Here is a 25,437-nt window from a genome sequence, read left to right as displayed (position 1 = left end):
ATAGTTACAAATCATAATTGGAATGAGGTTATGAGATGGCGATAAGCAGTCGGCTCTCTGTGGCGGTTCATGTACTTGTTTTACTTGCTACTCATAAAGATAAACGGATTACTTCGGAGTATATGGCCGGCAGCATAAATACGAATCCCGTCGTTGTGAGACGAATCATGGGTCAGTTGAATAAAGCAGGGATCATCGCCACCAGTCCCGGAGTGCCTGGGGCGACTATATTACGGCCGGAGAGTGATATTTCGCTTGCGGATGTTTACCGGGCGGTAGAAAATACGAATGACGAACAGCACTTGTTTTCATTTCATGAAAGTCCGAATCCAAACTGCCCGGTAGGTAAAAATATTCAAACCTCCTTGGAAGGAAGCTTTACACGGGCGCAAAGTGCACTGGAGCAGGAATTGTCCAAGGTGTCACTCGGTGATATCGTCATGAATATTGTGCAGCTAAATCAGCTCTGACATGGATTTCCTTATCAAAAAAATGGCGAAGGCAGCAACAAGAGTTACTTGTGCTGCCTTCGCCATTTATTTTCAAGCTGCTATGTTATTAGTGTAGACAAGAGCCTATGTCAATGACCCGCCATCATCGCCGGATTCGGCTTCTCTGTCTCTCTGCCGGCTGTATCGTCAGGCCGCGGTTTCGGTTTCCGCAGAATGAATCCAAGAAGCAGTCCGACGAAAGCAATGCAAGCAGCAAGCTGGAATGTAGCTCCAAAAGCAGCTACCGAAGCGCTGGCCGGGTCGCCCGATTTTGCCAAATTGTCGGCAATATGTGATGACAAATACCCAGTCAAGCCTGCTACTGCGAACGAAACCATAACTTGCTGCGCTGCAGTTGTAAGAGGGGTGACGCGGCTCACCAAATGGCGCGGCGCTGCGGCAAGCACGTGCGTGTTGATAGCCATCATCGACATCCCCATCCCGGCTCCCATCATGGACAGTGCTGTCATGATATAGGGCAAGCCGGTGTTCATGGAGATTTGCGACAGCATGAACAATGCAGTCGTGATAATGGCCAGGCCGGTAATGGCCAGCGGCCGCGCCCCTATTTTATCGAACAATCGCCCGCCGATCGGCATGAAGATAGCGGAAGCCAGTGCCTGAGGGAGCAGAATAAAGCCTGTTTCAAGCGCACCGTAGTGCTTCACTTGCTGCAAATATAACGGGATAAGCAGAATGGCCCCGAACAAGGCGATCTGCATAATCCAAGCGATTACGATCCCCCGCGTAAAGTCCGATGAACCAAACACGCGAAGCTCGAGCAGCGGCTGCTGTTTGCGAAGCTCCACGAAGATGAACACAATCAGAGCTGTACCGCCCACGATCAGACCCGTTAACGTCTTGCCTGACGACCAGCTGGTCCCGCCTTCGTTAACGCCGTAAGCAAGCATGGCGAATGCTATCGGCGCGAGGATCATCCCGGCAATATCGAGCATCGGGACGGATTTGCGTTCAACATCAGGCAGGAAACGGATACCGACCAGAATTGCAATGATGCCGATCGGCAGATTAATAAGAAATATCCAGTGCCAGCTGACATACTCGATCAGGTACCCGGCAAGGATCGGGCCGAATGCGGGCGCCAGAAGCATCGGGACGCCGAGCATGCCCATTATGGAGCCCACCTTACCGGGAGGCGCGAGCTTGAAGATCATGGCCATGCCGATCGGTGCAACCATACCGCCGCCGAGACCTTGAATAACACGGAATAGAATCAATTGCTCCGGCGTCTGCGCCATGGAACAAAGTACGGAACCAAGCGTAAACATGCCGATCGTAATAAGAAAAATCCGTTTCGCTCCGAATCGGTCGGTCATCCATCCGGCCAGAGGAATAACCGCGGATAACGCAAGGGTATAACCCGTTACCGACCATTGCAGGGTCGAGACGGTGGATTGGAAATCCTCAACAAGCCGCGGCAGCGCCACATTCACGACGGTACTGTCGAGAATAACCATAATCATGCCGACAATAACCGCGAGCAGCGGACCGATCAGCTGCTTTAACGTTACAGAAGCTTCTGCTGCTTCAACCTTGGTGCTCATTTCGTGGCAACCCCCCTTAAAATTGACGTTGTGTTGATTAATGCTCACTGCGTTTATTATAAAACTATACATATTGAAATCAATAATCAGTTCAATTCAATTCGTCTATTACCCGTCACATTGCAAGCATATGTTCATTAGTTCACTTTTTTGTCGATCTTAATATCGCTTTCATCCGATAAAATTGATTTTTAGGAATACTCCCATTAAAATAAACTACGTGCTGATTAATGTTCACGATGTCTATTTACTGCCTTTCATTTTTATGTAAAGGAGCCGATTCAGATGATCCAACCGTTGGACCGGAGAATCATCCGCACGAAACAATTGCTTCGCGAAGCATTGATGAATTTAATTGAGGAAAAAGGAATCGAAGGCATTACGGTCCGCGATTTAACGGAACAAGCCGGTCTGAACCGCGGCACCTTCTACCTGCATTACCGGGATATCGCCGATCTGCTCGAGCAAAGTAAAACCGAGATGCTTCACGGCTTGCTGAAGATTCACGACAAGCTGAATCCGAAAACCGGGATCGACGATAATTTCGAGAAGAAAAAAGAAGCCATGGCGCTGGCCATGTTCGAATATTTCGCCGATAACCACCGTTTCTTCGAGCTAATGCTGGGCCCTAAAGGGGATCCCTCCTATATTGATCAGATGAAGAAATTTCTAAAGAAGATTCATTATGAAAATCATCTTAGAATTCAACCCAACGATGCGAATTTGCTCGTCCCACGGGATTATCTCATCGCTCACGCCATCTCATCCACCCTGGGCATCATTCAGCATTGGTTTGAAAGCGGCATGAACCTTACTCCTAAGGAAATGGTGACGCTTGTCAAGCGGTTGGCTGAGTTGAACCCGCTTCAACTCTCGGGCCTTGAAAAAAGCTCAGTTGAGAAATAGATAGGAGCATAACGATGACGATAAGAGATATATTGCCTTTTGGCGATCCGATCCTGCGCAAAAAGGCCAAGCCGGTTGAAGAAGTGAATGCGAGAACATTAAAACTTCTTGATGATATGACAGAAACGTTATATGCCTCTGACGGACGGGCAGGTCTTGCCGCGCCTCAGGTTGGCATACTTAGAAAATTAATTGTTATGGATTGCGGCGAGGGATTAATCGAATTGGTCAACCCCGAAATAATTGAGACGAATGGTGAACAAATCGGAGCGGAAGCCTGCTTATCCTTTCCGGGCTACTATGGGTTGGTCAAGAGAGCAAGCGAGGTAAGAGTATCAAGCTTGAACAGACAAGGTCAGCAAGTCATTATTCACGGCGAAGGGCACCTGGCCCGCTACATGCAGCATGAAATTGACCACCTGAACGGCGTCCTGTTTGTAGATCGTGTCCAGGACAGGTGGCTGTATCACGAAGAAACACAAAAAAGAATCGCTTTGTTGGATGTAATTCGGTTAACGAATCAGGGTTCGTAAAGCAAGAAAACGCCAGCCTCGACGTTTGGATGCGTTCAGCTGGCGGATCTGAGGTCGATCGGCAAGTTCCCCCACGGTGCGGGGGCATCTGTGCAACAGTTCGACGATTTGCATGCGAGTGGTTCCGCTATCGCGCTTGAGTCTCGTGGTGTCCGTGATATTACTCGCCTCTACCCTCTTGAATTGAATTATTGGGGACGATAGTCGTACTTGTATCCCCATTCTCTGAATAGTCTTGGGAGGTTTGCTCGAAGCTTACCGCCCAATTCCAATCCTCTCCCTTCCGTTCCGTTATAACCTCATACTCAATGTCCTTGATCAGTTGTTCCAGCCATTTCCATTCCGCTTCAAGCAGGCTGAGGGAATATTCCTGTTCAATGAGGAACAGCCGATCGATTCCCATTGCCAAAGTGTCCTCCACAGAAGAACGAACCGTTTGAATCTCCGTAAATAGCGTTCGGGACCGTTCCTTCAAAAGCTCAAGAGCATCCCTTGGTTTCAGGTGAGCAAGAAAAGATAGCCCGGCCGCAAACTGCGGGTATTCTTTCACAGGCGTACGCAATAAGGAACGCAGCCAATCGAAAAACTCCGCCCTGCCTGCCTCTGTTGGCTCATAGATCGTACGCTCGGGATGTTTTCCCTCCCGCTCGGTACCTACCGGCTGAATCAGTTTGTTCTTCAATAAAATTTCGATCACGGCATAAAGTGAACCCGTGTTCAATTTGATGCTGTCGGAAATACCCCGCTGGCGCATCGTAACCCCGATCTCATACGGATGCATCGGCCGTTCATTCAGCAGGGATAAAATGGCCAGAGCCAGTAGATTACTCCTCTTTGGTTTGGGCATGCCGCTTCCGGCTCCTTTCTGACTAGAAACAGTGACGTATTACGCTGAACTCTCACTGCACATTATAGCCCATTTTTATCATTATCGAAAATAAATAGTTGACTTTATTCTAGTCTAAAACATATAGTTTAATTAAACTATATGTTAACGGAAAGGATGATGGCAATGGCGAACTCCAGCAATCCGCCTCGGAAAGCATTGATCATCGGGTGCGGGATCGCGGGACCCGCAGCGGCTCTTTTCTTAAAGAGGGCGGGGATTGACTCCGTCATTTACGAAGAGGACAAACACACCGATGATTATGCCGGATTGTTCCTCAATTTGGCGCGCAACGGTATGCATGTTTTGAGGGAATTAGGGTTAGATGAGCGAGTCAGGCAGGAAGGAATTGCCCTTCATATGATGAAGATGATCAGCGGGAAGGGCAAGCTGCTCGGTAATGTCGGCCAACTGTCGGGAGAGCCCCAGGGCTATACGATAAAGAGAGGTATTCTGCACAAGGTGCTGCGTGAGGAAGCGCTCCGGCAAGGGGTTTCGATCGAATACGGCAGGAAGCTGAAGGGTATCGAAACGAATGAGCCTGGTCGCGTTAAGGCTTCTTTCGAGGATGGAACAGTTGTGTCGGGGAATTTCCTAGTGGGTTGTGACGGGCTTCATTCCCGTGTCCGGAGAATTGTCATGCCAACAGCTCCTGCCCCATCTTATACGGGATTAATAAACTTTGGAGGTTTTGTACAGAGCAGCAAGATTCCTTATGAGCGTGGTATTCAGACTATGGTATTCGGGAAGCGTGCGTTCTTCGGTTATCTGGTCAGTAACGCCGAAGAGGTATACTGGTTCGGCAATATGAACTTTCCCGGTGCGCCTTCGCGCCGGGACCTGCAGAGCATTCCGCAAGCGGAGTGGCGGAGAACAATCAACAGCCTTTACGCGAATGATATCGCACCGCTTCCGGAAATTGTGAATTCGACGAAGGACGAGATCGGTGTTTTCCCGATTTACGATATGCCGCCTTTGCCTGAATGGCATAATAAGTCTGTTGTTTTGGTTGGTGACGCGGTCCATGCGACATCGCCGAGCGCCGGACAGGGCGCTTCGTTAGCGCTTGAGGATGCACTTGTGCTTGCTAAGTGCATCAGGGACATCCCTGATGTAGAGGTGGCATTCTCCGAGTTTCAGAAATTGCGCCGCAGACGAGTCGAACGGATCGTGCAGTATTCCAGGAGCATCGGACAGCGCAAACATGCGACCAACCCGGTGCAGGTATTTTTCCGCGATTTGATGCTGCCGCTGTTTCTGAAATCAGTCAATAAGGACTCGCATGGGTGGATGTACGATTACAAACTCGATTGGAGTGAGAAGACAGCTCTATGAAAGAAAAATTTGCGTTTTTATCATTGTTTATAACGGTTTTACTGTTCGGTGTGCTTAATGGAGGAGGCCTATACGAGGAAATCGTAGTTGCTCCTGTCTGGAGTGCTTCGCCGCCCACGTCCTTCGCTTTGATTCAAGAACCCGGCGGCCTGTCTCTAACTAGCTTTTGGATCCCCTTTCACATCTCTGCCAATATCTTTCTCGTCATCGCATTAGTACTCAATTGGCAGAATATCAAACAGAGACATTATCTTTTAGCTGTACTTGGACTTTATATCGTTATACGCGCAGCGACCTTTGCATATTTTGCCCCTGAGATTATCGCATTTCAGAATATTCCTCCAGAAGGACCGTTTTCGCCGGAACTCGCAGAACGTGCAGAGCTGTGGAGCACTCTTAGCCGCTTTCGGGGGATTGGTGAAATCGCGATTAACATCCTGCTTCTACTAGCCATCAGCCGACAGGGCAAAGAGATCAGTAAACGGCATAAAGGAAAGACCGGAATAAATGGCCTCCCTTTATGATTTTTCCCGGTCTTTAGTTTTCACATCGTATTCACAGAATACTATGGTAGACTCAGGTGCAGCGGTAGGGATAACCCCGCAATAACACACGGGAGGCAATCAATCGTGAACCTGGGAACTGCACCGATTTCTAATGCTGCGGCTGCTCCATCAAGCGGCCGGCAGCTGCTGAGCAAGGTTCCGGAAGTCACCATCTTCTTCTGGATCATTAAGATTATGGCAACAACAGTAGGCGAGACAGCCGCGGATTTTCTGAACATCAACCTCAACTGGGGCTTGACGGGCACGACCTATGTCATGAGTATTTTCTTGCTTGCTGCGCTATTCTTCCAATTCAGAGCCAGTAAGTATGTGCCGGGGATCTACTGGCTTACGGTTGTGCTTATCAGCGTCGTCGGCACGCTAGTCACCGATAACCTGACGGACAACTTCGGAGTGCCGCTCGAGACGACTACTGTTATCTTTACAATTGTACTGGCAGCAGTGTTTATCATTTGGCATGCCAGCGAGAAGACGCTGTCCATTCATTCCATCTACACCGCCAAGCGGGAGGCGTTCTACTGGTTAGCCATCCTGTTCACATTCGCACTTGGCACAGCAGCCGGTGACCTCGTATCGGAAGGACTCAATCTCGGTTACTCGGTTTCAGCGTTCATATTCGCCGCATTGATCGGGCTTATAACCGCTGCCCACTACCGCCTGAATTTAAATGCGGTGACGGCCTTCTGGATCGCGTACATCCTCACCCGACCTTTCGGCGCCTCTATCGGAGATTACCTGTCGCAGCCTCGTGAAGAAGGTGGCCTTGGATTGGGGACGGTGATAACGAGCTTCATCTTCCTCGTAACAATCCTCAGCTTGGTCGTCTTTTTGACCAAGACGAGAAGAGACGAAGCGCCGCTGCCTGGCTCGGCTCAACCATTGAATTAGGATCTGGTTGAATACAAATAGCTGGAGGCTCGACTTAATATTACAGTCTGGAAACGCATGTAAAAACCGTTTAAAGAAGCCGCATAAGCAGCGGCTTCTTTTTTAATTTTTCATCCTAGGCCTGTTTGAAACTGTGAGACGAATAACTTACTTTAAGCTCAGCCTAAAGGGAATATCCTTCAGAAGCGGATACTCCTGACCATTAATACGTACTAACCCTCCGTCTTTATCAGAGACAACATCCAAAGCTTCCTGCTTCAGTTCTACGAATACCGTCCCACCGTTCACCGGGACCGATCCTTTGATCCATTCCAATCCGCCAAGCTGCGGTTCCACTACAAAGGAATCGTAACCTGCTGCAGTTGGATAAACGCCAAGGTAATACCGCCCGAGCAAATAAATCGGGCTCGCTCCCCAAGCATGGCACAAGCTTTTGCCGTAGCGGTCGCCGTACATTCCGTATCGATCAAGACCGGCTACAGCAGGATCATACTCCTCCCAAAAGGTAGTCGCCTCTAATTCAAGCATGCCTCCCCAATAACCCTGGATCTGCTTGGTGACATCTTCCAATCGGCCGATATTACACATAACCTCCAACTCATAAAACTTAAAATAGGGAGTACTGATCTTAGGTACGGCATCATTGGTCAGAACGTTCATGATAATGCTCTCCCGCTGCTCCGCATCCGCATAGCCCCAGAGCAGTGCAAAAATATTGGCATGACGGGTGATGCTGCGTTGTCCGGATTCAAAGCTGTCGATATACGCTCCCCGCTCATCGTCCCAATACAATTCTGTTATCTGTTTCTTGAGCCCGTTGTACCGTTCCAAATAACACATCTCACCGACGCCAAGCAATTCCCCGCAAGCCCATGCGGCCTTTAAGCTTTCGGCCAAAAGCATTTGTTCCGCACACACAGCGCCGGTTTTGTCCATTTCCGCCCAATCGATGAAAACCCAATCTCCCTCTCTTCCCCGGATAAAACCGTCTTGATCCGTAAGCGAGATACAATAATCCATCATGGATTTCATCCTCGGATAGATAAAGGCAATAAAATCGATATCCTTAGTCGCTTGATAATACGCATGAATGCTTATGATCCAGTAAAAGGAGTAATCGAGTATTGTGTTGATATGTGTTACAATGGGGTCCTTTCCCCGCAGTGCGACGATCGTCCGCTTGGTAATATCCGCATCAAAATAGAGGTAGTTGTTGATCAAATAGCTTTGGTAAGCGTCACCCGACCACACCCACCGGTCCCTTTTGATTCCATCCAAATAGAACTCCCGGCTGTTCAAACGAAATGTATATTCGGCCGTCTTCCAAATTCGGTTAATCCTTTCATCCGAACAGGAAAAGCTACCTCTTCTATTAAGCTGCAAATATTCATACAAAGCGGTAAGCGCGTATTGTTCTGTCCCCGCACCCTGGATAAATAAATACCGGAAAGCCCTGGGGGGACAGTAATACTTTTCGCTTCCGGCCGGTACAGCATCAATCAGAATACTGTGTTCCGTATCCAATGCCTCATCTATTGATTCCCCGTAAAAAATCCGAATATCCTTGGGCGCCTGAACATGCTCGAACATTAATGCGGCGAAGGTTTCTTTTCCGTAGTCGTATAGAATACCGTCTTCCCTCTTTTTTACCGATACAGGCTTCATTTCCTCATATTGAAAGGCGAAAATGTTCGGGTCATCCTCTTTGTTCGGGTACAGCCCGCTGCAGCCTGCGGGAAGCCATTCGAAGCTGTAGTCATTCGCCTCCCAGGACGAATTGCTTGCACTCTGATTCCCGTCCGCATAGATACAAGGCAGCCCGTCCGTACGGGCAACACAAATCACAATCTCGTGGTTGCCGGATGAAAGGTTAATCGGCTGTAGAAAGGCATGCTTCTTCCCATCCACCCAAACATGTCCGGTGCCATGAGCATATACGGTCATTTCTTCAGGAATGTCACAGTGCACCTGTTTACGGAACCGAACATTGTGGTAGCAGTCGTCCAGCCGCCAAAAAGCCGGCCACTGATACTCTCGTTCTTCGCGCCTGGTGTTAAGCAGCAAATGATGGTATATTTCAAAATCTCCCGGGTACCAGATCCATGCGGGGCTCTTGTTCATGTTGTTCTCATCCTTTCATAAGTGCAGGCATAAGTAGGTTATTTCATAACAATTATATCAACCGCATGGCGATGGCTTCCGAGTAAGATGGACATCTTATCCCTGCAATAAGGACAAAATCCTTACTTCAGGGTATACTATGCCTACAGCTAAAAACGAGGGATGATCAGATGAACCGTATCAGCAAGGTGTTTCAAAGTGAATTTTTTCTGCAGAATAATCTGCATATGTCGGTCAACCGATTCACGGAAGACTTTACAGTACCTTATCATGAGCATGATTTTATCGAGTATTGTTATGTTGCCGAGGGGATTGGCTTTCACCATATTGAGCAGGAGACGTTTCCCATTCATAAAGGTTTGTTGTTTGTCATTCCTGTCGGCGTCGCCCATGTGTTCAGGCCCGCCACACCTGAACGGTCCAGTAAGCCTCCCATCGTCTACAACTGCCTGTTTGATACCCATTTGGCCACTCAGTTGTCAATTTTTCAAGAACAGCCTATTCAAGAGCATATTTCTTCTTTAGGGAGCAATGCCTCTTCATACTTTTCCGTTTTCGATCGGGATGGTTCTATAGAAAGCATAATGCTCAAACTGTACCGGGAAATGTCCATCAAAGAGACCGGTTCCAAAACGATGCGGTATGCCCTTTTGAGTGAACTGGTCGTGACGGTTTACAGATTAAAATACGGGAATGAAGAAAATATACCGAATGAATCAGCAGATTTTAATCATGTCATTCACTACCTTGAGCAGAACCTTAATCAAGCAATCTCGCTGTCCGAGGTGTCCCGTTTCTCGGGTTGGAGCTCCAGACACCTTCAGCGACTCTTCCTGAAGCATACCGGGCAATCCTTCGGATCCTTTCTTCAGAATCTTCGTATTCGGAAAAGCTGTGAAATACTTCGCAGCAGTAATCTTAAGATTGGCTTGATTTCCGAGCTCGTCGGTTACCGCAGCATAGACTCGTTCAACACTGTATTCAAAAAAACCGTAGGACTTACGCCAACAGAATACCGTAAATCTTCTTTTTCCCAAGCTAAACCAGTTACACGTTTTTGATAAAGGCTCTGTTATTCTTGATTGTTGATTTCTGACCAAAAGAAAAACCGCCATATGATTAGGCGGTTATTCTGTACTATCGTATCCGTTAGAATTCCTGTGGAACGAATAATTTGGAGTTTGAATAAAAAAGAGCGCCCCTGTACGATGGGAGTACACAACGGGAATACAGCCCTTAAAATCCCATATCAGGAGGTCACTCTACTATGAAGTTTAAAGCACAAGATAAGCAAAATCAACTCATTGAAAACATTACCGCTAATCACCTTGTCATCGGTGTAGATATCGCTCAGGAGACCCACGTTGCTAGAGCTGTAAATTTCCGCGGTATTTCCGTGGAGAATACGTGCAGCAAATGGAACGAATTGGGTGAGGCTACCCGCACCTCTCTTTCCGCACGCCTTCTAACGGTTCAAAAATAGCAAGCACTGGCTCTCTTCATTCATCACCGAATCTAAAAGGGATGAAATCCTGCGAATACACGAGCTTGCGTGAGAAAATCAAATCATATCGAGGGAGCTGAGATAAGACCTCCGATCCAGTCGACAACCAATCAATCGTTGTTGCACAGGTGGTCTTCTTTTAGAATACCGAAATGATCTACATCAATTAATCCTTGGCCTGTCCAAATCCTCGCCTGCCGTAATGTCCCTTCTTTCGTAAAACCATTTTTAAGCAGCACTCGTTTGGATGCTTCGTTATTCACCATTACCTCCGCCCAAACTCTATTCATCCCTGCTTGTGTTAGTAAGAAGTCTACTACCACTCGGACGGCTTCCGTAGCAATTCCTTGGTTCCAGCAGCTTTGATTAAAGTAAAACCCTATCCCTGCTACATTTATCGCAGAATTAAAGCCGAAAGCCTCCATAACTCCTATCACAACTTCTGGAGACTCGAGTTTGCAAACTCCCCACCTGATGATTTTTTGTTTTTTAAAATCCCTGCCAATATGGCCAAACATAGCTGGAACGATTTTTTTGTTTTTTTTCGGAATCCCCGCGTTATATTTATACAACTCAGTATTACTTATCATGTCAAAGAAGGCATCAGTATCTGTTTCGACCATTTTTCTCAGCAGCAATGAGTCAGACTGGAGTGTGGGGAATTGGTCAAATAAAACAGCTTTATTCAATATTGTGGGCTCCTTAGTATAAATGAGATATTTACCAGCTAAATCAATATACCGTACATATGTTCTGTTGTAAATATTAGCTTTTGCTTTATTAATTTAATTGAACTAAGCTCCCTCTATGGAGAATCACTTTTCTCTTAAATACTCACTTTTTCTCAAATTTTGACCGAGTTCACTTCTTAGCAGATAACATTTCAATGGAATGAAGTTGTAGATGAAGAAATTTATGGGGCTGTTGAATGTGCAAAAAATCTTCACTTAGACCACCGTTCTGTAAAAAGTGGTTACTCTAGCAAAGTATGGTTGCACCTATGGATCTCCACATAAGTTCATGGCGGTGAACCCTCCCACATCTCACAGAGTCTACGCTCCCACATTCCTTCATTCAACCTGTCCATGAGGTGGAGGTCGGATATGCTGCCCGACAGGATCTTCGTCCGTACGTTAGTTTTGTTCCGACTCATCCGTGCTTCTGTTATCTGTTTTTACTTAGGTTATCATTGCAGAAAATCGATTCATTTAAGCTGCTTGCGGCAACTCTGCAAATCGAGGAATATCCTGCAGCATCTTTTCTTCACTGAACTCATGTCCCTTTTTCAATACACCGAACAGGATCCGAACCAGTTTGTTACATAAAGCGATGAGGGATTGCATCTTTTTCAATGGATTTACCGGCCGCTTGGTGTAATACTCGTGCAGTGCCTTAAAGGCTGCATTTTTGGCGACCAACGGCATCATGACTCTAAAGAGCAAGGCACGAAGACGTTTGCGGCCTCTCTTCGTGATCTTAGTCTGTCCTTTGTGCGTGCCTGATGTATTTGTTTTCAAATTAAATCCAGCAAGCTTCGTGATCTGTTTTGGATGACGGTACCGACTAATGTCACCTATCTCAGCAAGAAATCCTGCAATGGTGTCCCTGCCAATCCCTTTAATGGCCAGCAATTGCTGCACATGTGGGATCTGCATGAGCAATTCATCCAATTTTGCTTCCAGTTCTTTGAGCTTGTTTTGAAACCATTCGTACTGGGTCAGCAGTAGCTTTAGCTCCATTTTAGCTAACTCTGAACCGTCTCGTATGCCGACAGAACGGCTCGCTGCTACCTTCAGATTTTTGATTCGACCAAGGCCAAGCCCTCGCTTTGCAACTTCTCTCAAGTGTCGCAGCAAGGTTTCATCCGGCACATGAACAAGTTCGTGCGGTAGTAAATAAAGGCTCAGCATTTGTATGGCTGACTTGCACTTCCAATCTTTAAATACCGTCAGAAACTCTGGAAAATACCGATCTAGCCAGTTATGGACACGTGCTTGCACAACACAAAGGTCAGTCGTCAGGTGATCGCGAATTTTCATCGCTTCCCGCAGTTCGGCATAAATGCCCTGAGGAAGGCTTGGTACGGCGTATCTCCCGTCTTTGACCAGCTGTGCAATGACTTTCGCATCCTTAACGTCATTCTTCGTTGGAGAATTGTCATCGAGTTCTTTGCTTTTCTTCACGTGCAGCGGATTTACCACACCGTACTTCACTTGTTTTTCACGTAGAAAATGAGCAAGGTTCAACCAGTAATGACCGGTTGGCTCCATGCCAACTATGACGTCCTGGAACCCTCGTTCCGTTGAGATTTTCCGGAACCAGCTCATAAACAACTCGAATCCTTCCCGGGTGTTTTCAAACGTAATTGGCTTCCCAAGCTCGACTCCGCGATAGTCTTGTGCTCGAGCCACGTGTTTGAATTTCGCGATGTCGACACCGACAATTAATGTAGAAGAAGTGATTTGATTAATTCGTTCAATTTGAGTAGAATTCATCTTGTAGTCTCCTTGGTTTGTTTTTTTGGATCCGGTAGCTGGCCGCGTCTGGGACCCATCAACATCATACCAAGGAGCCTTTTTGTTTCTCAAGCCTCGTATTTCTTCATAATAGGAATGCTGCCCGTTAGCGTAATGAAGGGGTACCACATGGCAGCCCTTTCGGTGTTCAACTACGCCCCTTAGCTTAATGATGGTAAGATTTTTCGGATATCCTCTTGTTTTCTTTCATCCTTGCACCAGCCAATGCTTTATTTTATTTTTTATTTTTACAACTATTTGGCTTTCAATCATTTGCTGGAAGAAAACATACAGCAAAAAGGTGTTAAGAAGTAATACATGCCCCTCACCTGAACTCGTTATAAGTTCGGCTCTCATCATATAGAATGCAATAATAAACATTGCCCAATACTCATAGCTGATTCGTGCCAGGGCACGCCATCCCTTATTCAGGAATCGTAAGAGAACGCCGACCCATAACAGATGGGTGATGGATATGGTAGCCAATCCTTCTCCACCTAATCGAAAAGTTACGAATTCTTCTATAAAGAGCTTGAACGAATGGTATTGAATCATATCCCAAGTGAACGTGCTGTACAGCAGTAAGAACATGGTGATCCATAAAATTGGGCGCCGTATTCTTTGGATTATCCCATGGTACAACATGGCGCATACAATAAGATACATTAACGGGGCAGCTACGAAAAGTGGTGAGTAATGTGCATTAATGAGCAGGCTAGGGCCAACGGATGCTGCGGCCAAACAAATAAGCCAAATAAGGATTTCTTTACTCATGTATTGTTTCCAAGAAGGAATATGGCTTTTTTGAAATTCAGGCCGTAACTGTTCAGGATCGCCGAATTGTTCAAGTGATCGTTTCATTGCTTCCTGTTTAGATTGACCTTGCACTATAAATTGGGTCATCAGTTTACCTAAATGCTGTTCCAACTCTTCACGCAGTTCGTCTTTTTCTTCTGGATTTAGAGTCAATGTCTCGGTAAAGGACCTAACGTAATCGGTAAATTCCGTTTTCTTAGCCATGGGACACACCTACAATCTTGTTCATCACCCGTTGGAACACATTCCATTCTTTTTTTAAATCGAATAATGCTTTTTTACCCGTGTTGGTGATTTTGTAGTATTTACGGCGTGGACCTTCGTTGGAGTCCATCCAATAGCTTTCGACCAACCCTTGAGTTTCCAACTTTTTCAACGCAGGGTACAACGTACCCTCTCGAAAACGGAGGAACCCCTCAGATTCATTTTCAATCTTTTGAGCTAGTTCGTAACCATACATAGCATGTTCTGATAACAGGGATAAGATAATGACTTCGGTACTGCCTTTGACCAGTTCCGTCTTACTCAATCGGATTTCACCTCTATATCATGATCTTATGTAGTAAGTATATCGTAACCCGATATAGTATGAAAGGTCAAGTTAACAGAAAAAGCAGCCGCTCTCGGGCCGTCAAAAGAGCCTGGGTAGCACGCTGCTTATTTAACTATCGTTTCCCGTTAGCCATTCATGCAGCGCAAGAAACAGCGCTGCACCACAGAGGATGAAAATGGAAAAGACGTCAATACTTCTACTACGGCTGGGAGAAGAAGGTCGATCAACTATGGTGCGTTAGAGCCCATCCGTTAGTCTGACTCCGACGACCACGGTGCATCACAGAATGTCGCTCCCTTTGGGAAGCACTCATGGTAGATTAATCCTATCTTGGTTGTTGCACCAGCTCCAACTTTATAGCCGCAGAAAGGATACTTTCAATGGATATTCTCATTGAACGTGCATGTGGTATGGATGTTCATAAAGACTCTATTACTGCATGTGTGATGACACCAGTAGGAAAGGAGATTTGTACGTTTTCCACTAAAACAGTCTTTCTGTTGCAATTAATCGACTGGATTAAAAAACATGGGTCGTACTCACGTAGCAATGGAAAGTACAGGAGTATTTTGGAAACCAATTGTTAACTTGTTAGAAGCTGAAGACATTGAGTTTCTAGTCGTAAATGCCCAACATATGAAGGCACTACCAGGCCGTAAAACAGATGTCAAAGATGCTGAATGGATTGCCCAACTTCTTCGCCATGGACTTCTGAAAGCTAGTTTCGTTCCAAACCGAAATCAAAGAGAACTTCGAGAATTAGTTCGTTATCGCCGAAGCATCATTGAAGAACGTGCCAGACAGCACAATCGAATTCAAAAGGTGCTAGAAGGAGCAAACATCAAACTCGGCTCTGTTGTTTCCGATATCATGGGTGTTTCATCTAAGAATATGCTCCGTGCGATCGCAGACGGTGAAGATCTTTACATGTGTCCTCTGCTACATCCTCGGTAAACCAACCACCTGTCAACGAACTTATTATTTGATGGATCTTTTGTACAATGGGGTTACCAAATCTAGCGGGTCTTTCGTAAAGATTTATTGAAAGGTCCATCTTTTACACCCCCCTCGTTTCACGTGAATTCACATCTTTTCATGGGCTATTGCAACATATTACCAAGAAGGGAATCATTTCAACTATCCTGCCCGATCATTCAGCAAATCTGCCAGTTAGCGGAGCGAAGAGCTGCCAAGCGGCAACCATTTCGATATTCAACTATCGTTTTTCGTTAGTTGAGTATAGAAACAGGAACCTCTTCGCTAGCCGGACCCTCACTTCAGTCCGGTCGAGCGATGAATACGAATTCGCGTCCAGGACGATCTGGCGCATCTCGAACATCCACGACAGCTAAGCCAGCGGCGAATAAGGAGTTAAAAATCTCGGTCTTACTGCGGAACCTCAATGTAGAGTCCGAGGTCAGTACCGTACCGTCCCTCTGAAAAACGAATGTATGACGGAACGAAACGAGCGGCAGTTGCACATCCACGAGATCCACCCATGTCTCTACCCTTCCGATTTCAGGTGCTTCTATCACCTGATAGGACTGCTCACGAGTCCAGTCCTTCCACGCTTCTTTTAAAGGGTCCCGAACCTCGAATACAAGCCGTCCATCCGGTCGAATAACACCACGACATTCACGAAGTGTTGACATCCACTCTTCGTCAGTTATAAAGACTTGGGCGACGTTACCGGTCATCGTGACTAAATCCACTTTCAATCCAGCAAGCATCTTGGTTGTTCCATGAATCCATCTAACCCGATGTGCATACGCCTTAAGGCTTGCTACTTTGAGCGAGGCGTCGGCTGGATCGACTCCAATGACTTCTCTACCGAGGGCAGCAAGTCGGCAGGCAAGGGTGCCAGTTCCACAACCAACGTCAATCACGGATTGGGCACCGAACGCGTCTGACATTGCAATGTATGGGTCAAGATCCGGACGTTCAGACGAATCAAACAAATCGTAAACTTCTGCCAGTCTCGGCTCTTCAAATAGCCTGTCAGGCATGGCTGTGTTCCCTCCTTAAGTTACCTTCGACCAGTGAGAATATTTCGTAAACAGCTCTGTCGTCGAGCCTAATCCACTTTGTAAATTATAGCAACAAACCTCGTTAGGTGGTATGAAGAAAACAATTATATTCAACTTTCCGTTACTTCGACGATCAGGAGCAGGTTTCCGCGGCGCCTGCTCCTGATCTAATCACTTCACTATCGTCTTCGTTAGTTCAATCATTTCCCACTTCTTATTGCTCCCCCGACAACTCCGGCGCCTCAAATACTTGACGCAATTCAATCTGACCTTCCCCATGTCCTTGCGGGTCTGGCATCCGCATGGCCCACTCGATTGCTTCTTCCCTCGACTTCACATCAATCAGAATGAACCCGGCAATCAATTCTTTCGTTTCCGTAAATGGGCCATCCATAACTATCGGCTTTTCCCCTGGTTTTGGATATGAAATACGAATCCCATTTGAACTTGGATGAAGTCCTTTTGCCGCAACCCGCACGCCTGCCTTATCTAATTCCTCATTGTACTTCGTCATGGCTTCAATGAGCTCTGGGTCCGGGAGATTTGCCCCTTCCGAATTCTTCGAGGCTTTGACAATCAACATAAACAGCATAAAAGTTCCTCCTTTTTTTTTAGAGGCCAATCCCCTAATTGACCTCTTTATAAATACAACGAACCGGTATCTTCAAAATCGACACATTGATCAAAAATTTAAAATGAGATCGTTACGTATAAATTTGATCGTGCAATTCATGGCATAGGCTGGTTTGCCACGGCTCTTTTGAATTTCTCGATAAACTTCGTAACCCCTTGAATTGTTTGAGATTCTTCTCTCGTTTCTTGTCTTATTCTATGTTGCAATCGGAAGCGCGCTTCAAAAGGTACTTGCGTTCCTTTTCATTACGCGCTAGAGCTGCAGCACGATTGAATTCTAAACATGCTTCTTGCTTGCGGCCCAGTTTCATGAGAAAGTCCCCTCGAATGCTTGGTAATAGGTGGTAGTTTTTCAAGGATGGTTCTTGGATTAACATATCGACGACTTCTAGCCCCACTTCTGGACCGAACGCCATTGAGAGCGCGACAGCACGATTCAGTTCGACGACGGGTGATGATGCGAGCTGGGAGAGAGCGTCGTAAAGCGCCGAAATCCAGACCCAGTCCGTTTCCGAAGCCGTACGGTCACGGGCATGACACGCTGCAATCGAGGCTTGAATTAGATAAGGACCGTACGCCCTGTCGAGACGCTCGGCCCGTTCGATTGCAGTCAGCCCCCTGCGAATGCAGATGATCCCATAACGCCGGTTCTGATCCATGAGCAGAATCGGTTCTCCACTCGGGTTAACCCGTGCCCTGAATCTGGACGATTGAATTTCCATCAGCGCCACGAGTCCATGGACTTCCGGCTCGTCAGGCGCGAACTCAGCCAATATCCGTCCAAGCCGCAGCGCCTCCTCGCAGAGCACGGGCCGAATCCAGCTTCCACCGGAAGACACGGCATAGCCCTCATTAAACATGAGGTAGATCACCTCAAGTACAGACGACAACCGCGTCGGCAGCTCGGTATTCGGCGGCAATTCGAAGGGGACGCGTGCTGCTGCGAGCATGCGCTTTGCTCGAACGATTCTCTGGGCGACGGTCGGTTCCGGAACAAAGTATGCGAAACCCTGACACCACGACTGCAGAATGAGTAATCGAAAGAGACCCTACATCCCCCAATGACTTTAAACATTTTACAGAATCTTTTACAAGTTGTTTTTGGGACGATAGCAGTCGGATTCCTCGTAATATTAATGCATCCCAGGTGAACACATTATATAAAACGCAAATAGCTAATAGCACTCAGTCTATATGGCCCGGAAGTATCGGATCTAACGGGCAGAGCTTTACGATTTCGCGTTAAAACTTAATGAATACTTAAAAGCATAGGTTTATTTCAGAGAATACCTACGTGCTTCTCGATTGCTTGGCAAGACCAAGTTCGAAAGCCCAGGTATTCTCTATCCTCATTTTAATAATAAAAAAGTGAATTAAGGGCTGCAACAATATCCCGTTGTTAATAGTCTTAAGATTAAGAGTTAGAGTGGAGGGAAAGCCTGTGAATTTGTTACCGAGCACCATTCCTTGCATAGCCTTTTACACCTCCTTCATCCCGCGTTTTATATAGACTAAACTAGAACAATTTGATAAGATAAAGCATATAAGACAGTATGAAAGCAGGCCTTCATAACTCCTTTTCAAAAAAAGGAAATGAAAGCTTCGTAGGTGAGATCTTGGTGGCTGCCGGTGATCTCCGTATATGCACCTTGGATGTCTGTGCTGGTAACACAGACTATCCACAAGAAAGAGTCCTTTTCTCGAAGGGCTCTTTTTTCGTTCACACAACTGTGGATAATCGCTCGAAAAAGGTCGAATTTTCCACATATATGCACAACATGACTTTATCACTGACAAAATTAATTGGTCAATTGGGGCTGAGTATATACTTCACATGTGGGTTGAGTATATAGTTCGGGGTTCAGTATATAGTTCGGTGCTCAGTATATAGATTGCTTAGGGGCTGAGTATATAGTTAGGGGCTCAGTATATAAGACGCTTAGGGGCCGAGTATATGGTTGGGGGCTCAGTATATAAGACGCTTAGGGGCTGAGTATATAGATCAATATCTGATAGTTTAATAGAATATATTGTGTATAAAAAATATTGATAGATAGGGTATGAAAAGAGACGTTGCACCTGTGAAGGTGTCACGTCTCTTTTTCCGCTTCGATCCGCGGTTTCCGGTGCATCAATTGAAAGATGAGGAAGAGGAGTAAAGGGGCATGTGGGAAGAAGGAAAAGCAATAGCAATCGGCCAATATGACGATACTGATCGCTCGCGTACAGCTGGTAAAGATTTCCGAATCAAGTCCATTTGCATTGGTTTGCATTGTCTCAGGCATCGTGATGGACATGTTTGATCCCTCCTTCTAATTAAATTGAATTGGGTTGTGAGGCGCAAAAAAAGTGCACCTAATATGACACCACAGGCCCCGAAGGGATGTCGCGCCATATTAGCTGCACTGTTTATAGTGCTATTGGCGAAGATGGAACACCTAACGTTTGGGAAAGGTGAGCGGCGGATTAAACCGGCATAAAACAGAAAAAAAGCATGACCAACAGAGTGGGAACAATGCTTTTCGAGAACGTGAATTGAGCTTCAGTTGGAAACCTCTTATGTCGCATGACGGAGGCAAATGGAATAAATGAATTGTACCATCATTATACCACATGCCCTTTTTATTGGGAAAGGAAAGAGGCGTAGATGATGACAAAGTTAAGTTAACTGAATGAAGCGGGAACACTTAACTTAAGTGAAACTCCGCGGGCTTTGCTTGAACGGAAGGGGAAATTCCAATATCCCCTCCCCTGGCAAAATGAGCTTTAACCCCGGAACGCAGGCACGGAGTGCCGGGGTTATTCCGTGACAAAGTGATCAAACATCACTCAGAGGGGAGGCGCCAAACTGCTGAGAGAAATAAAAAAGCGACAGCCTGAAGGGCTGCCGCAATAGCTTAGGTTAAGACCAGATTTGGAATCTCATAGGCTTCCATGAACGAGAGCCATTTTTCCTTTGCTCCTAGAGGGGAGTGTACATCTAGCCAATTCTGATACGCTTTTTCCGTAAGGTGGCCCGGACGTTTTAATCCAGAGTGAAAAAGCAAGTACTCACACATGTGATTCGCCAGAGACGGGGCAACGCCGGAATTGATTAACCCGTAAGTGCCATTGTAAATCGACTCATCTGCAAAACAGATCTGAAAATCTTGTTTGTACGTTCCGCGATTGACTGGAAGGTCCCTAGCCAGCTATTCAAGTTGCATGTCAGCTCTTCCCAGGAACTGAAAGTGATAGGGGTGCCGGTGCTATCCCACCAGATCGGACCTTCGCCGGGTGTGATCGAAATTGATACCATTTTGATTTTACCCATACTAATATTGCCTACTTATAATGTGTGGGTATAAGACATATCGTCTAGCAACCCATTCAAAATATCATCCACGCTGCGGGAGAAAATGTTTCGATCAGTCAACCAGTTATAGAAGAAATCATCTTCGCAATGATCGACTATTTCAGAAAGGGCTTGCTGAAATAATTTTAGCGTAGCCTTCTGTTTACTCGTAAACTGGTGAGCCTGTTCCCGCTTCTGAGTCGAGGCCCAATCCTTAAGAAAAGCACTCAGCTCTTCATAGGCAGGTGTATTGCTGGAGATGTGATTCAACACAGGTTCAACCGCAGCCCCTTGACCTTTTGCAAGTAAATATGCAAAGAAAGCCTCCTGAACCAACGCGGTATCCTCTCCTTCATACAACGAATGCCAGAACATGAACGAATCGGCCATCCCGAAAATGTCTCGTTCGGACACCGGTCTTAAAGACTGCCTGAGCGCTTCGTCCAGCAGCATGCTGCCGGACTGGCCGTAAATGTGTAGCATGGGGTCGTATGCCTTGACGGCTCTGACGATCGCCTCGGCGATTTCCGGCCGTTTATTCGCCATATGGTAGAGGGCCCCAGGCGGTTTCACATGCCGCAGCCTGGAACCGGCCGCTTTTACAAAGGCGTCCAAAGCACCGAGCTGGTAAAGGATGATGTCACCGACCTCCGCGCCCGTCACTGCCATTTCCCTGCGACCGAAGCCGAGCCTGTCAGGCAGGCCCGGATGCGCACCGATTGCGACGCCCGCAGCCGCGGCACGGAAGACCGCTTCACGGATGCGGATCGCCCGCATGGAAGCCGCAGGCAATGTTCACGGATGACACATAGCGCAGAAGCGCTTCATCCTGACCGAACGTGTAGATGCTGTAACCTTCACCGTAATCGCAGTTGAGATCGACCCGGCCGGCTTTGAGACTTTCCGAAGTTCCATTCATGGTGCCTCGCTCCAAGGCTGCAGGGGAACGCAAGAAGGCCATTGAAATCGCCAAAAACTTACTCGAATCGGGCGTCCATGTTACAGGGTATCGCTTCGTCCATCAGGCTTAGTTCACCTAAAAATGCTTCAGATTCGGCAGGACTATTGAGAAAGTATTACTACAAAGTATATTTTTCCCTCTTTTTAATTCGCAATAATTTCTGTAAAAAAAGTGTCGAAACGTGTTGATTTCCATCGATAAATACTGTAAGGTAATTTTAGGTACTACTACAATCAAATACTTCGTACGACAATAGCAAACCCACTGAAAAGTGGCGACGCAAAGCTATAGGGGCTAATGTGGACTAACCTACGACCACGATGTCAGCCAGTTGCCGAATACGACGGAAGCCTCCGTCTATTTTGGGACGGAGGTTTTTTGTTTACGGTTAAAATTGATTGATAGAATTATAATTAATGGAATTTACCCTTTAAAAGTACTTTAAAGTAAGTTATTAATAAATCTGAATATTCGTGCGATAATGGCAAACCCATTGAAAAGTGGGGACGCAAAGCTACAGGGGCTAAGGTGGTACATAATGCGACGATGCCTGCCAGCTATCGAATACGACGGAACCTCCGTCTATTCATATTTAATCAACGATAGATAGGGGGTTTTTCATGTTCAAATACCGAGAAGCATCTGGTTAAGCATCCCAGAGCGCAAGTTACGGCTTAAGCTTTCATGAGCATGCAAACGGTCTGTAACGGACGGCATCCGCAGCCGATATCGTTTTCACCGTGGCTCATGGCGGAATGATTGCTTGTCGAGTCGTCGACCGTAACCGCTAAATCATCGCAATATCAGATGTGGATTTTTTTCTTTATAAACTAAATCCAGTAAGAGAGGGGGGGGGATTTATGTCTGGCTTTCAAACGAAAACGGTGCCTGCTGTAGCGTCGACCGCTTTCCCGATTCTGATCGCCATCAGTATTGTGCATTTATTGAATGACGCGATGCAGTCGACCGTTTCGGCACTTTTTCCGATTTTGAAAGAGTCGCTGCATTTGACGTATAAGCAGATCGGGCTGATCGCCTTTTGCATGAGCATGACCGCTTCACTGCTGCAACCGATGGTCGGGAAAATGGCGGATGCTCATCCCCGGCCCAATATATTGCCCCTAGGGGTTATCTTCACATTGGCCGGTATTGTTGCGCTGTCCATGGCGTCGAGCCTCGGCGCCATTTTGCTCGCTGTTTTCGCCATCGGCATCGGATCAGCCGTCTTTCACCCGGAGTCTTCCCGCGTTGCTTATATGGCCGCCGGGAACAGACGCGGACTCGCGCAGTCGATATTTCAAGTCGGAGGAACGATCGGCAACTCGCTGGGCCCGATTATGACGGCGGTATTGTTCGTCCCTTTGGGGCAGTTCGGTGTCATCTGGTTTACAATTGCGGCAACAGCCGGCATCGTGATCCAGGTTTACGTAGCAGGTTGGTATCGTGCCAACATGACGATGTGCGCCAGCATCAAAGGCGGGGCACCCCGTGCAAGCCGCGCTGCAGCATTGTCCCGGAATAGGATGGCTTGGGTGATTGTGATTCTCGTATTCCTGCTTTTCTCCAAGTATGTATATATTTCCAGCATAACTAGCTACTATTCGTTTTATTTGATTCATAACTTCGGTATGTCAATTGCGAATGCGCAATTGCTGCTGTTTGCGTTTTTGTTAGCGTCTGCGATCGGGTTGATGTTTGGAGGACCGATTGCAGATCAATATGGCCGCCGGAACGTCATTTTCCTTTCCATTTTTGGGGCGGCGCCGTTCTGTCTTTTGATGCCGTACGCGAACTTGTTCGGTTCCGCTGTGCTCGTCGTCTGCGCCGGGTTCGTTCTGTCATCGGCTTTTTCGATTATTGTCGTCTATGCGCAAGAGATGCTTCCGGGCAATGTCGGTCTCATCTCCGGACTGTTTTTTGGTCTGGCGTTCGGTCTCGGCGGTCTCGGGTCAGGCGTGCTCGGCTGGGTCGCTGATGCGAGAGGCATCGAATTTGTTATGCAACTGTGCGCCTTCCTTCCTTTGCTTGGTGTGTTTGCCTTACTGCTTCCAAAGGACCGAAATGCGACGGAGGCCTGACGGCCTCTTCAAACAATTTTTAGTTTATGAAAGGGGTTCGGGCCATGATTAGCTTATTTGTATATGGCACGTTGTTAACAGGGGAATCAAACCATCATGTTGTCGCTCCTTATCTAATAGCTACTGAACCGGGCGCAGTCCAAGGAAAGCTGTACAATGTCGGACCGTACCCCGCGCTTGTGCTGTCCAAGAGCCGTGCTGCAGGCGTTATCGTGGGTGAATGGATGACCGTAAGCGAATCCGGGCTGCCGGCGTTGGATCAGTTGGAGCACTTTTATGCACCGGGGGACTCGAGAAACGAATACGAGCGCGTGCGTGTCGTCGATATCGACGGAAATCGTGAAGGCTGGGTATATGTATATGTATGGCGCGATCCGAGCGGCTACCCGGAAATCGCATCCGGCTCGTGGCGAAGCGTCGTGGAGCGGTCGCGAGGCGATTCGTTAACAACCCGGTTGCCTGTCTGAAGTAGGCAGCGGCCTGATCCATACTTCTACCTCCATCTTGTGAGTAATATGGAGGTAGCGCGATGAGCAACTTTTTACAGTTGTGAGGTTGGTCGGCAATTCATTTGCGGCTCAGAGCCTGCTGGCGCCTTTCAAGCGCAATTGCCTCCCGCATTATGCTGCAGATGCAGCAGCATAATGCGGGAGCCAAGTTGGAGGCGCCACGGTTATGGAGAAAGGAAAATATGTCATGGCGTTGAAGCTGCTCGAGGAAGCAGGCACTGGTCCGCAATTCGGCGGATGTCGTCTATAAGACTGGCTTGAGCAAGCTGAAGCTCGGGAATCTGGAGGAAGGCGAGCGGCTCATTCGGTAGCTTGAAGCCGAATCCGCGGATGAAATACAGAGAGTCCTATTTGGGAGGCGGGGATTATTGGCAGAAGGTGTGAGGATCTTTCCATTGGGGGAACGCGCGCTTATCGTCAAGTTCGGTGTCGGTATCGATCCCGTTTCGCACCGCAAGGTGTTGGAACTGACGCGCACTTTGGAACAAAATCCGTTTCCGGGGTTTCATGAAGCTGTGCCGTCTTATGTATCCGTAGCTATTTATTATGATCCCGTAATTGTAGGTAAGGCGGGCAGGCCGTCAGGAGATGCACAGTCGAAAGTTGTTTCATGGTTAACGGAGCGTGCGACGCGTGTTCACAACGCAGCAGTGACAAGTGCAAGCACGTTTACCGGAAACACGGTTGAGATTCCCGTCTGTTACTGTTCCGAGTGCGGTCCGGATTTGCCTTTCGTTGCGGAACACAACATACTATCGCCTGATGATGTCATTAAGATCCACACGTCCGGATCGTATACGGTACATCACATTGTTGACGGAATTGAGCAACTTCAGCATATACATTATGGGGATCGGAATTGACCAGACCATAAGCTCCAAACATCTCAAAAGGCCCTTTTGATTCGATGCGATAGTTCATTTCGACATCTCCTTTTATTGAAATGTGAAAGGACATTCGAGGATAGGCTTTTAGAGAAACGCCTTTATCGCGCGCAGATATCGGCATGATCCCATGAAGATTCTTAAACGCCCGTGCAAACGCTTCTGGCGAATCATATCCATATTTCACAGCTACTTCAATAACCTTTGCATCTGTTGTCTGCAGTTCAAATGCTGCCAATGTCAACCGTCGACGTCGAATGTACTCAGATAACGATACTCCAGTAATCAATTCCATGGCGTTCTTCATCCTGTCCAACCAATCCATCGTTTT

Annotated in this window: 21 protein-coding genes, 4 pseudogenes and 2 riboswitches; of the genes and pseudogenes, 12 read left to right on the top strand and 13 right to left on the bottom strand. The window is 47.1% G+C overall.

What is annotated here, in order from left to right:
• Positions 1-35: 35 nt before the first annotated feature.
• Positions 36-470, top strand: a complete 435-nt coding sequence (locus tag KZ483_RS05485; RefSeq protein ID WP_220351701.1) for an Rrf2 family transcriptional regulator — start codon at positions 36-38, stop codon at positions 468-470.
• Positions 471-580: 110 nt separating this feature from the next.
• Here the strand turns inward: KZ483_RS05485 and KZ483_RS05480 are convergent, their stop codons facing one another.
• Positions 581-2,056: an MDR family MFS transporter gene (locus KZ483_RS05480; RefSeq protein WP_220351700.1), complete on the bottom strand. Its 1,476-nt coding sequence runs from the start codon at positions 2,054-2,056 to the stop codon at positions 581-583.
• A 285-nt stretch (positions 2,057-2,341) separates the two neighbouring features.
• On the opposite strand from KZ483_RS05480, the gene KZ483_RS05475 reads away from it, so the two are divergent.
• Positions 2,342-2,962, top strand: a complete 621-nt coding sequence (locus KZ483_RS05475; RefSeq protein ID WP_220351699.1) for a TetR/AcrR family transcriptional regulator — start codon at positions 2,342-2,344, stop codon at positions 2,960-2,962.
• A 14-nt stretch (positions 2,963-2,976) separates the two neighbouring features.
• Positions 2,977-3,495, top strand: a complete 519-nt coding sequence (gene def / locus KZ483_RS05470) for a peptide deformylase (protein ID WP_220351698.1) — start codon at positions 2,977-2,979, stop codon at positions 3,493-3,495.
• A 160-nt stretch (positions 3,496-3,655) separates the two neighbouring features.
• Here the strand turns inward: def and KZ483_RS05465 are convergent, their stop codons facing one another.
• Positions 3,656-4,342: a PadR family transcriptional regulator gene (locus KZ483_RS05465; protein WP_220351697.1), complete on the bottom strand. Its 687-nt coding sequence runs from the start codon at positions 4,340-4,342 to the stop codon at positions 3,656-3,658.
• 165 nt (positions 4,343-4,507) lie between these two features.
• On the opposite strand from KZ483_RS05465, the gene KZ483_RS05460 reads away from it, so the two are divergent.
• From KZ483_RS05460 to KZ483_RS05450, 3 genes are all read left to right on the top strand, one after another.
• Complete coding sequence (locus KZ483_RS05460; RefSeq protein ID WP_220351696.1) at positions 4,508-5,716, top strand: FAD-dependent oxidoreductase; 1,209 nt, start codon at positions 4,508-4,510, stop codon at positions 5,714-5,716.
• Positions 5,713-6,240 (top strand): hypothetical protein, encoded by a 528-nt coding sequence (locus KZ483_RS05455; protein WP_220351695.1) that lies wholly within the window; start codon positions 5,713-5,715, stop codon positions 6,238-6,240. Before KZ483_RS05460 ends, KZ483_RS05455 begins: the two co-directional genes overlap by 4 nt.
• Positions 6,241-6,345: 105 nt before the next feature.
• Complete coding sequence (locus KZ483_RS05450; protein ID WP_258881545.1) at positions 6,346-7,170, top strand: COG4705 family protein; 825 nt, start codon at positions 6,346-6,348, stop codon at positions 7,168-7,170.
• Between the two features lie 147 nt (positions 7,171-7,317).
• Here KZ483_RS05450 and KZ483_RS05445 read toward each other — a convergent pair whose 3' ends face one another.
• A complete protein-coding gene (locus KZ483_RS05445) occupies positions 7,318-9,291 on the bottom strand; it encodes an alpha-L-rhamnosidase-related protein (protein ID WP_220351694.1) in 1,974 nt (657 codons plus the stop codon).
• 170 nt (positions 9,292-9,461) lie between these two features.
• On the opposite strand from KZ483_RS05445, the gene KZ483_RS05440 reads away from it, so the two are divergent.
• Both KZ483_RS05440 and KZ483_RS05435 read left to right on the top strand, forming a co-directional pair.
• Positions 9,462-10,352, top strand: a complete 891-nt coding sequence (locus KZ483_RS05440) for an AraC family transcriptional regulator (RefSeq protein WP_220351693.1) — start codon at positions 9,462-9,464, stop codon at positions 10,350-10,352.
• Between the two features lie 206 nt (positions 10,353-10,558).
• A pseudogene (locus tag KZ483_RS05435) lies at positions 10,559-10,690 on the top strand (IS110 family transposase); the annotation flags it as partial.
• Between the two features lie 215 nt (positions 10,691-10,905).
• Here KZ483_RS05435 and KZ483_RS05430 read toward each other — a convergent pair.
• The 4 genes from KZ483_RS05430 to KZ483_RS05415 form a co-directional block, all read right to left on the bottom strand.
• Entirely contained in the window at positions 10,906-11,484 is a 579-nt protein-coding gene (locus tag KZ483_RS05430) for a GNAT family N-acetyltransferase (protein WP_220351692.1), read from the bottom strand.
• Positions 11,485-12,003: 519 nt separating this feature from the next.
• Positions 12,004-13,290, bottom strand: coding sequence for an IS110 family RNA-guided transposase (locus KZ483_RS05425; RefSeq protein WP_220351691.1), 1,287 nt, complete (start codon positions 13,288-13,290; stop codon positions 12,004-12,006).
• Between the two features lie 228 nt (positions 13,291-13,518).
• Positions 13,519-14,331 carry a permease prefix domain 1-containing protein gene (locus KZ483_RS05420; protein ID WP_220351690.1) on the bottom strand — a complete coding sequence of 271 codons (813 nt, stop codon included), beginning with the start codon at positions 14,329-14,331 and terminating at the stop codon, positions 13,519-13,521.
• Positions 14,324-14,656 carry a PadR family transcriptional regulator gene (locus tag KZ483_RS05415; RefSeq protein ID WP_220351689.1) on the bottom strand — a complete coding sequence of 111 codons (333 nt, stop codon included), beginning with the start codon at positions 14,654-14,656 and terminating at the stop codon, positions 14,324-14,326. The genes KZ483_RS05420 and KZ483_RS05415 overlap by 8 nt, the downstream gene beginning before the upstream one ends.
• Positions 14,657-15,060: 404 nt before the next feature.
• On the opposite strand from KZ483_RS05415, the pseudogene KZ483_RS05410 reads away from it, so the two are divergent.
• A pseudogene (locus tag KZ483_RS05410) lies at positions 15,061-15,598 on the top strand (IS110 family transposase); the annotation flags it as partial.
• Positions 15,599-15,957: 359 nt separating this feature from the next.
• On the opposite strand, the gene KZ483_RS05405 reads toward KZ483_RS05410, so the two are convergent.
• The 5 genes and pseudogenes from KZ483_RS05405 to KZ483_RS05385 form a co-directional block, all read right to left on the bottom strand.
• A complete protein-coding gene (locus KZ483_RS05405; RefSeq protein WP_220351688.1) occupies positions 15,958-16,686 on the bottom strand; it encodes a class I SAM-dependent methyltransferase in 729 nt (242 codons plus the stop codon).
• Positions 16,687-16,921: 235 nt separating this feature from the next.
• A complete protein-coding gene (locus KZ483_RS05400) occupies positions 16,922-17,299 on the bottom strand; it encodes a YciI family protein (protein ID WP_220351687.1) in 378 nt (125 codons plus the stop codon).
• 232 nt (positions 17,300-17,531) lie between these two features.
• Positions 17,532-18,260, bottom strand: coding sequence for an RNA polymerase sigma factor (locus KZ483_RS05395; RefSeq protein ID WP_220351686.1), 729 nt, complete (start codon positions 18,258-18,260; stop codon positions 17,532-17,534).
• A 1,170-nt stretch (positions 18,261-19,430) separates the two neighbouring features.
• Positions 19,431-19,637 (bottom strand): hypothetical protein, encoded by a 207-nt coding sequence (locus KZ483_RS05390; RefSeq protein ID WP_220351685.1) that lies wholly within the window; start codon positions 19,635-19,637, stop codon positions 19,431-19,433.
• Positions 19,638-20,668: 1,031 nt separating this feature from the next.
• A pseudogene (locus KZ483_RS05385) lies at positions 20,669-21,593 on the bottom strand (LamB/YcsF family protein).
• Positions 21,594-21,879: 286 nt separating this feature from the next.
• A riboswitch (cyclic di-GMP riboswitch) is annotated at positions 21,880-21,974 on the top strand.
• Between the two features lie 134 nt (positions 21,975-22,108).
• Positions 22,109-22,200, top strand: a riboswitch (cyclic di-GMP riboswitch).
• 295 nt (positions 22,201-22,495) lie between these two features.
• Between KZ483_RS05385 and KZ483_RS05380 the strand changes: the two are divergent.
• From KZ483_RS05380 to KZ483_RS29055, 3 genes are all read left to right on the top strand, one after another.
• Positions 22,496-23,713, top strand: a complete 1,218-nt coding sequence (locus tag KZ483_RS05380) for an MFS transporter (protein WP_220351684.1) — start codon at positions 22,496-22,498, stop codon at positions 23,711-23,713.
• A 44-nt stretch (positions 23,714-23,757) separates the two neighbouring features.
• Entirely contained in the window at positions 23,758-24,180 is a 423-nt protein-coding gene (locus KZ483_RS05375) for a gamma-glutamylcyclotransferase family protein (RefSeq protein WP_220351683.1), read from the top strand.
• Positions 24,181-24,602: 422 nt separating this feature from the next.
• On the top strand, positions 24,603-25,085 hold the full coding sequence (locus tag KZ483_RS29055; protein WP_397376182.1) for a carboxyltransferase domain-containing protein: 483 nt from the start codon (positions 24,603-24,605) through the stop codon (positions 25,083-25,085).
• Here KZ483_RS29055 and KZ483_RS05365 read toward each other — a convergent pair.
• Positions 25,027-25,431 (bottom strand): annotated as a pseudogene (locus KZ483_RS05365) (helix-turn-helix transcriptional regulator); the annotation flags it as partial. The gene KZ483_RS29055 and the pseudogene KZ483_RS05365 sit on opposite strands and share 59 nt — an antisense overlap.
• Positions 25,432-25,437 lie beyond the last annotated feature (6 nt).

This window comes from Paenibacillus sp. sptzw28 (assembly GCF_019550795.1).
Classification (GTDB): domain Bacteria; phylum Bacillota; class Bacilli; order Paenibacillales; family Paenibacillaceae; genus Paenibacillus_Z.
The sequence above is the reverse complement of the archived record's forward strand: the minus strand, read 5'-3'. Positions and strand labels throughout refer to the sequence as shown.